General features: G+C 60.5%; 9 protein-coding genes. 5 read left to right on the forward strand and 4 right to left on the reverse strand.

Features of this window, described 5'->3' with window-relative positions; all coding sequences use genetic code 11:
- Positions 1-5 precede the first annotated feature (5 nt).
- Positions 6-575 carry a beta-class carbonic anhydrase gene (locus F561_RS0120930; RefSeq protein WP_019011925.1) on the reverse strand — a complete coding sequence of 190 codons (570 nt, stop codon included), beginning with the start codon at positions 573-575 and terminating at the stop codon, positions 6-8.
- Positions 576-1,339: 764 nt separating this feature from the next.
- On the opposite strand from F561_RS0120930, the gene F561_RS29735 reads away from it, so the two are divergent.
- From F561_RS29735 to F561_RS0120945, 3 genes are read left to right on the forward strand one after another with little or no spacing between them, the layout of a single operon-like run.
- Positions 1,340-1,510 carry a hypothetical protein gene (locus tag F561_RS29735; RefSeq protein WP_019011926.1) on the forward strand — a complete coding sequence of 57 codons (171 nt, stop codon included), beginning with the start codon at positions 1,340-1,342 and terminating at the stop codon, positions 1,508-1,510.
- A complete protein-coding gene (locus tag F561_RS0120940) occupies positions 1,507-2,313 on the forward strand; it encodes a phosphate/phosphite/phosphonate ABC transporter substrate-binding protein (RefSeq protein ID WP_019011927.1) in 807 nt (268 codons plus the stop codon). The genes F561_RS29735 and F561_RS0120940 overlap by 4 nt, the downstream gene beginning before the upstream one ends.
- Positions 2,306-2,980: a hypothetical protein gene (locus F561_RS0120945; protein ID WP_019011928.1), complete on the forward strand. Its 675-nt coding sequence runs from the start codon at positions 2,306-2,308 to the stop codon at positions 2,978-2,980. The genes F561_RS0120940 and F561_RS0120945 overlap by 8 nt, the downstream gene beginning before the upstream one ends.
- Positions 2,981-3,161: 181 nt before the next feature.
- Here the strand turns inward: F561_RS0120945 and F561_RS0120950 are convergent, their stop codons facing one another.
- Entirely contained in the window at positions 3,162-4,007 is an 846-nt protein-coding gene (locus tag F561_RS0120950) for a hypothetical protein (protein WP_019011929.1), read from the reverse strand.
- 235 nt (positions 4,008-4,242) lie between these two features.
- Between F561_RS0120950 and F561_RS30150 the strand changes: the two genes are divergently transcribed.
- Together F561_RS30150 and F561_RS30155 are read left to right on the forward strand one after the other, a co-directional pair.
- Positions 4,243-4,686, forward strand: a complete 444-nt coding sequence (locus tag F561_RS30150) for a transposase family protein (protein ID WP_245556606.1) — start codon at positions 4,243-4,245, stop codon at positions 4,684-4,686.
- 36 nt (positions 4,687-4,722) lie between these two features.
- Complete coding sequence (locus F561_RS30155) at positions 4,723-5,082, forward strand: transposase family protein (protein ID WP_281166611.1); 360 nt, start codon at positions 4,723-4,725, stop codon at positions 5,080-5,082.
- Between the two features lie 608 nt (positions 5,083-5,690).
- On the opposite strand, the gene F561_RS0120960 is transcribed toward F561_RS30155, so the two are convergent.
- Both F561_RS0120960 and F561_RS0120965 read right to left on the reverse strand, forming a co-directional pair.
- Complete coding sequence (locus F561_RS0120960) at positions 5,691-6,038, reverse strand: hypothetical protein (RefSeq protein WP_019011932.1); 348 nt, start codon at positions 6,036-6,038, stop codon at positions 5,691-5,693.
- 68 nt (positions 6,039-6,106) lie between these two features.
- A partial coding sequence (locus F561_RS0120965; RefSeq protein WP_019011933.1) for an integrase core domain-containing protein occupies positions 6,107-6,328 on the reverse strand: 222 nt, incomplete at its 5' end.

Genomic DNA, 6,328 nt, shown 5'->3' on the forward strand with positions numbered 1-6,328 from the left:
CCTGTTCAGCCTTCTTGTTCCTCACTGACTTCCTGAAGCCCACCTGTGGTCACGTCGTAAATGAAGCCACGCACAGGGAGATTTTTGGGAACCAACGGACTGTGCCGAATGCGTTGTACGTCGTCGCGCACGCTCTGGGCCAGATTGTCGAAGGCCAACCAGTCTACGCCGCGCCCTTCTGCCGAGCCGGGACCCTGGCCCACGTCATGCCAGCCGTGTTCGTCTAGCACGGCTGTGTCGAGACTGTGGGCCAGCAACTCGCCCATGATGTCGTTGGTAAAGAGCTGCATCCCGCAGTTGGTATGGTGCACCACGAAAAACTCTTCGGTGCCCAGCAGTTTGTGCGAAATCACGAGTGAGCGAATGGCGTCGTCGCTGGCCCGTCCGCCTGCATTGCGAATCACGTGGGCGTCCCCTTCTTTCAAGCCTGCAAAGTGCGCTGGGTCAAGCCGGGCGTCCATGCAGGTCAGGATGGCGAATCTGCGGGCCGGGGGCAGCGGCAGGGTGGCCCGCTCTCCAAATTCACGGACATACTGCGCGTTGGCGGCCAGAATCTCATCCAAAACGGTGCTCATGGTTTCTCCTCAGATAGAACCGGGGACAGTGGGAGAGGAACAGAGTCCTTGCGTGACAACCGAGCCAGAAGAGCCAAGTGAGTCTGTAAAAGCAGTTTCGCTGCGCCTGCGGCCCCTGCTATGGCCGATTCACACGGGTTTCAGCTCCCCTCTATCCTTATGGCTCATCGCAGCAAGAAGATGAAAGCTGGAGGTTACGGCGGCTGAAGAAGGGAAGGAAACATGCACCAGCCTAAAGTAGTTGACAAGTTTTGTAAACTGCTCTACGGTAGCTCCAACCCGAATACGGGTCACGTAGGGCCAGAGCGGTGGCAGGCCGAACAGACAAATCGGCCTGCTCCCGCCCTCCGGGAGATCTTATGACGCACTGCCAGCCTGACCGCCACCACCTGACCCCCTGTTCGGGGCGAATGTGTTGTTGCTGCGCCTGAGCTCTGTTCTCCGCGTGACTGTGTTCGTCTGACCCCGGCTGAAGTTCGTCCTGGGTGAGCTTGGCCCTCCTTCCTCCGCTCTCCTGACTGACCTTTCCGTACAGGGTGAAGAGAGTTCCCTTCTGCCTTTACGAGGTTGCCGTGTCCGGTTCCCTTGGTCCTCAGCCCACCTCAGTCTTGCCTGTTCCCGAGTGGTGTTTGGCCCATTCCGTCCGGCGGCGACGGTGACCGCCTCGGCCAGCCACCTGCCCAGCGGCGACATCTCCATCTGAAGCCTGGTGGTCCTGAAACCCACTTTTCCACCTGCTTTCAACTGTAGCCAAGGAGCTTCCCATGACCTTCAACCTTCTCCAGACCCGCGCCCTGAGTGCTGCTGTGCTGGCCCTTCCCCTCTCCAGCGCGGCGCAGGCGGTCACCTTTACTGTTGGTGATCAGTTGGCCGCGCCGTTCCAAACCCAGTTGCGGTTTTCACGGTCTGCCCTCGCCCACAGGGGAGCCGCATGACCAGCCTGACCTTCATCTCTCTGCTTTCGCCGCACCTGCACGGCTTTTACACGCAACTGCTGGCTCAGTTGTCGGTTCCCCTGGGCCAGCAGTTGCGCCTGCTGCCTTCCGGCGAGTGGTCAGCTGCTCGCCGCAGCGTGGCCGCCGCCGAAGTAGACGGCGCGTTTCAGTGCGGCCTGATTTTGCAGCAGCATTCGGCATTTGTGCCGGTAGCGGCTCCAGTGCCACTCGGACAGGGGCAGGCAGTGTACGCCACCCATATCGTCGTGCGGGGAGAGTCGCCCGCTCAGCAGTTCGGAGACCTTGAGGGCGGACGCTGGACCTACAACGACCCGACCTCGTTTTCTGGATATGTGGCGCTACATGCCCATGCCGCCCGCCTGGGTTTACCGCCAGGATTCTTCGGTGTGTCCCGCTGGAGCGGCTCTCATCTGGCCTCGCTGGACGCGGTGCTGAGGGGTGAGGTGGACGCGGCGGGCCTCGACAGCACCGTATTCAGCGCTGCCCTACGTGCGCGGCCTGCTCTGCGCCGTCATCTGCGCGTGCTGACCACCCTCGGCCCTTACCCCATTCCTCCCGTCACGCTGCGCCGCACCTTGCCGCCCGCGCTGCACCAACAGATTCAGGCGGCTCTGACGGAACTTCACGTCCACCCCACAGGCCGGGCACTGTTGCGGCAGGCGGGCTTCAGCCGCTTTGTGGCCACTACCGAAGCTGCTTACCTGCCTCTGCAGGCTGAAGCCGCCCACGCCGACCACTGGCGACACACAGCGCCCCTGGCTCAGAGGTCTGCCTATGTTTGAACTTGCTTCCAGCGACCACCCATACAGCAGTCCACTGCAGTCTGAACAACAGCCAAGACCGGGTCGCCCCCTGCTCTCACCGAGTGAAATCGCTCCCGCCCACACCTTTGCCGACCCCGAACACAGCGCCGCCGATCTGCACGATCTGTGCCAGATGCAGGCCCATCTGCGCCTGACCCTGAACGGCCTTCCCGCCGACACCACCCAGTTCAACCCCCTTCAACTTGACCGCCTCTATGACCCAGAAGGCCTGCGTACCCTGTCCGCTTTAACAGTGGTGGGGTTCCGGGGTCTGTGCCGCACCGACGTCTCGGCCGCTCTGCTGGAAGAGGTCAACCGGGTGGATACCGCCTTGGGCGTACAGCTGGAGCGCGATCAGAGCCGGATGATTTTGGGGTACAGCACCCGTCAACTCGGCCCACATGACTGGCTGAATCTGGTGGTGCTGCGGAGTGAGGCGGGGCTGCACTACTGGCACCGCAGCGCCCTGCACCGCTACGCCGCTCAGGAATTGTCGCCTCAGCTGTATCAAGGCATTCGGCTGCACACGGCCACGTTGCCGCAGGGCCTCGGCGGACCGCTTCACCTGATCACCACCAAATATTACGCATTCGGGGCGGCACCTTGGCAGGCTCAACGAAACTACGGGGCCGTGGCTTCAGACTGATCTGCGGGCCGAGTTGCCACCACGGTACTCTCCTGGCTCACAGCTGGTCGGCGTTGCGCACCGCCTAGCCCCAGGCGGCGAGCACATTCTGGTGCAGCCGGGGGTACTGCACGCTATTCAAGCTCAATCCCGGTAAGGCAACAAAGTTCTGGCAAGTGAACGAGGTGCAACCCTACCCCGCTCAGAGAATGGGACCCGGTATGGCGCGGCCGAACCGTGCAAGGAGCCGGGCCAGACTGGCCCCATCCATCCTGAGCGGGCTGCCTGCGGCCAGGTCCAGGTCATCGAGAGATCCTGCCCGCTCAGCCATCAGGCGCTGGGCATTGTACGGCCTGCCGATGGGCGAGGCGTGACCGGTGAGGATCCAATCGAAGACGCCGATCAACTGCATGCCGAGGTGACCAGGGCGTTCATACCGCACCAAGACGGTCGTGCCACTGGGCGAGAGGGTCAGATGATGTACCCGGGTCAGTTCATAATCGTGGACCTGTGCGTCTCTCCCCAGATGTGGCCGCAGCCGGTCAGGATGCGGCCAGATGGTGGTCCGTAGCGGGTGGGGCCGAAGAGAGGCGAAGGGGCGATACAGCAGGGGCGCACTCAGGCGGGCGATGGTACTCCAGGTCCCCGCGCTGCGGGGGTAACCGCACGCCAACAGGTAGCCGGTGATGACGTGAACCAGCAGGGGACTGGTGGCGTAGTGCCGAACCATGTCCAGCCGGACCTGCGCCACGCGCTCGGCGGTGAGCAGGGGGTCCAGCACAGCGGCAGGTGGATCTGGCGCGGTCCAGAACTGGGGCGTGAGGGCAGCTTGCTTGCGGAACTGCAGGACGCGCCGGGTCCAGTGGAGCAGTTCGGGCACATACAGGAAAAGGCCCATAGCCAGGCTGATGCCGTAGCCCAGGGCGAGCACCCGCTCGAAGGCCTGAGGTTCTGAACCGCACTGTGCCTGCAACATCAGTTCGAGACGCAGGTCAGGCAAGCGCTGGATATGCGCGTTGAGGGTGCCGAGGTAGGTGGGCGTTGTCATGGAAAAAGGTCAGGGGGAAAAGATGTTCGCCCGAAGCTGCGAACAGGGGATATCAGTACACGGGTGCCGTTCTTTGAGGGCAACAGCCAAGTCGCGTGCATAGTTGGACTCCCTCTGTATATCGCGCTATTCTGCAACAATCTAAAGGCGACCCACGAGGATCGCCTTTTTTCTTTGTATTACAGACTCGCGCTTCATTAGACCTCTTGCGAAAGTCGTGGGTTAAGCTGGCAGGGTGGAGCGAGACCGCCCGACACGCACGCTGAAGATGAATCGCAAGCAATTTCGTCGACGTACCGGGGTCTACCCGGAAACCTTTGCTGAGATGGAAGAGGTGCTGACCCTCCGCGAAGGACGGAAGAAGAACTCTGGCCGCCCGGCCGCGCTCAGCGTGGCGGAACAACTCCTGATGACGCTGGAATTCTGGCGCGAGTACCGCACCTTCGCGCATCTTGGCGACGATTGGGGCGTGCATGACGATGGCGTGCACCCTCCGGTGGAACGCGTGGAAGCGGCCCTGATCGCCAGTGCACAGTTCCAGATGCCGAGGAAGCGGGTGTTTCAGGAAGCGCAACTCGTCTACAGCATCGTTGCCGTCGATGCTTCCGAAGTGCCCTGTGAACGACCCAAAAAAAGCAACGCCGCTGGTACAGCGGCAAGAAAAAGCGGCATACCCTGAAGTTTCAGCTGCTGATCTGCACGGTGACGCAGCGCCGTGTTGGGCACCGCCACAAGTGCTGGAGCGGTTCATGATCGAAAACTCTTTCGTCAATCTGGCGTGCGGTTGCCCCACGACACAGCCCTGATCGGGGACGCCGGGTATCAGGGCCTCTGGAGAACCCACGGGCACGCCATCACCACCCATAAGGCGACGCGAGCGTCGCCCCTCTCCGCTGACCAACGCCAAGAAAACCGTGTGCTGGCGCATACCCGGCAGGGCACCCTGCATGTCATTCGGCGGATGAAAGTCTTTCATGTGCTGAAGGGCATCTGTCGCCATCGGCGGCGTCGCTTCGCCCTCCGGGTTCAACTCATTGCCGCGCTCTGCAACCTGACCCGAGCCTGCCCGTCATGACTTTCGCAAGAGGTCTATTCAGGAGTCTGAGTAGGTCTCCCTCTCTGTAGTGATGCTGCGCTCACAGGCAGGCAAAAGGGGAGGCCTTTGTGCGGTAAACAGCGAAGGCCCAAGCTGTGATCTGGTGGAGGGCTGGCATCAAGCAACCAAGAGATACGCTGGATCTGCCCCAGGCAGTGCTTCAACGCACGGATGAAGAATAAGATTCCAGCCAATGACCAGCCTCCGCCATCCCTGATGCCCCGGACTTGAGGTCTGTAACCTGCCGGTGGAAGGACTGAACGGTAGATTGAAGACTGCTCAGAGACAAACGGTGCTGGTCAGACTTGCAGTCAGTCACAGACAATCAGCTCCCCCTGATTCATTTGCCAGAACCACCTTGACAACGTCACCTGCGAGGTGAAGGGCGACGGCACAATTCCGTTCAATAGATCAGCCCACTGTGCAGGGGTAGGGGAGAATGAGCTAGCTCCGGCTTCCGATTTAAGTAGGTCGAAGTTAATCTATAGATTAACCGAGCGAAGCGAGTATCGAAGAAAGTACGTCGTAGTGGGAATGGAGTTTTATTCCGCAGTTTGGGGTAAAGCGGAATGTTAACTACATCGTACTTAGTTGCCTTCCATTTTTTCCAACTGCTCGACAAGCCCTTCACTCCAAGTGCGCCCCGCGTCGCCGCCCCACAGGAGCCAAGCGATGTAGCCGCGTGATGGCTTGCCGCTTTTGCCCGTCTGATCCAGGTTGTCGTGGGCGTGCCGTGGAAAGTAACGGGCAATGTGCCGTGCTTTGCGTGCCGTAACGGTGCCACCTGCGGCCAGTAGCTTGGCTGTCGCTTCACCAACTTTGGTACCGCCAAAGCCGTGTTCTTCGCGCAGCTTCAGTCCTCGCTCGGCATTGTCCTGAACGGATTTAGGAATGTCCAAATTGACGGTCTTTTTCGTGGTTTTGTTGCTTGGCATGGCCCAAGGTGTCAAAGGAGATAGGCCAAGTCGGTAAGCCAGTGATATTGCAAGGCCTTCGTGGAGGATCAGTTCAGTGTGGCGCGGTGTTCCTCAAAGTGAGTCGGTGAGCGGTACCCTAAGCTGGAGTGACGCCGCTCACGGTTGTAAAACACCTCAATCCACTCAAAGACTAAATTACGCGTGTCAGAGCGGTTTCCTTGTGCTTTATCGAGGTTCAGCTCCAGCTTGAGGGTGGCAAAAAAGCTTTCCATCGCCGCGTTGTCCCAGCATTCTCCTTTGCGACTCAT

The sequence above is a fragment of the Deinococcus aquatilis DSM 23025 genome (genome assembly GCF_000378445.1).
Taxonomy (GTDB): domain Bacteria; phylum Deinococcota; class Deinococci; order Deinococcales; family Deinococcaceae; genus Deinococcus; species Deinococcus aquatilis.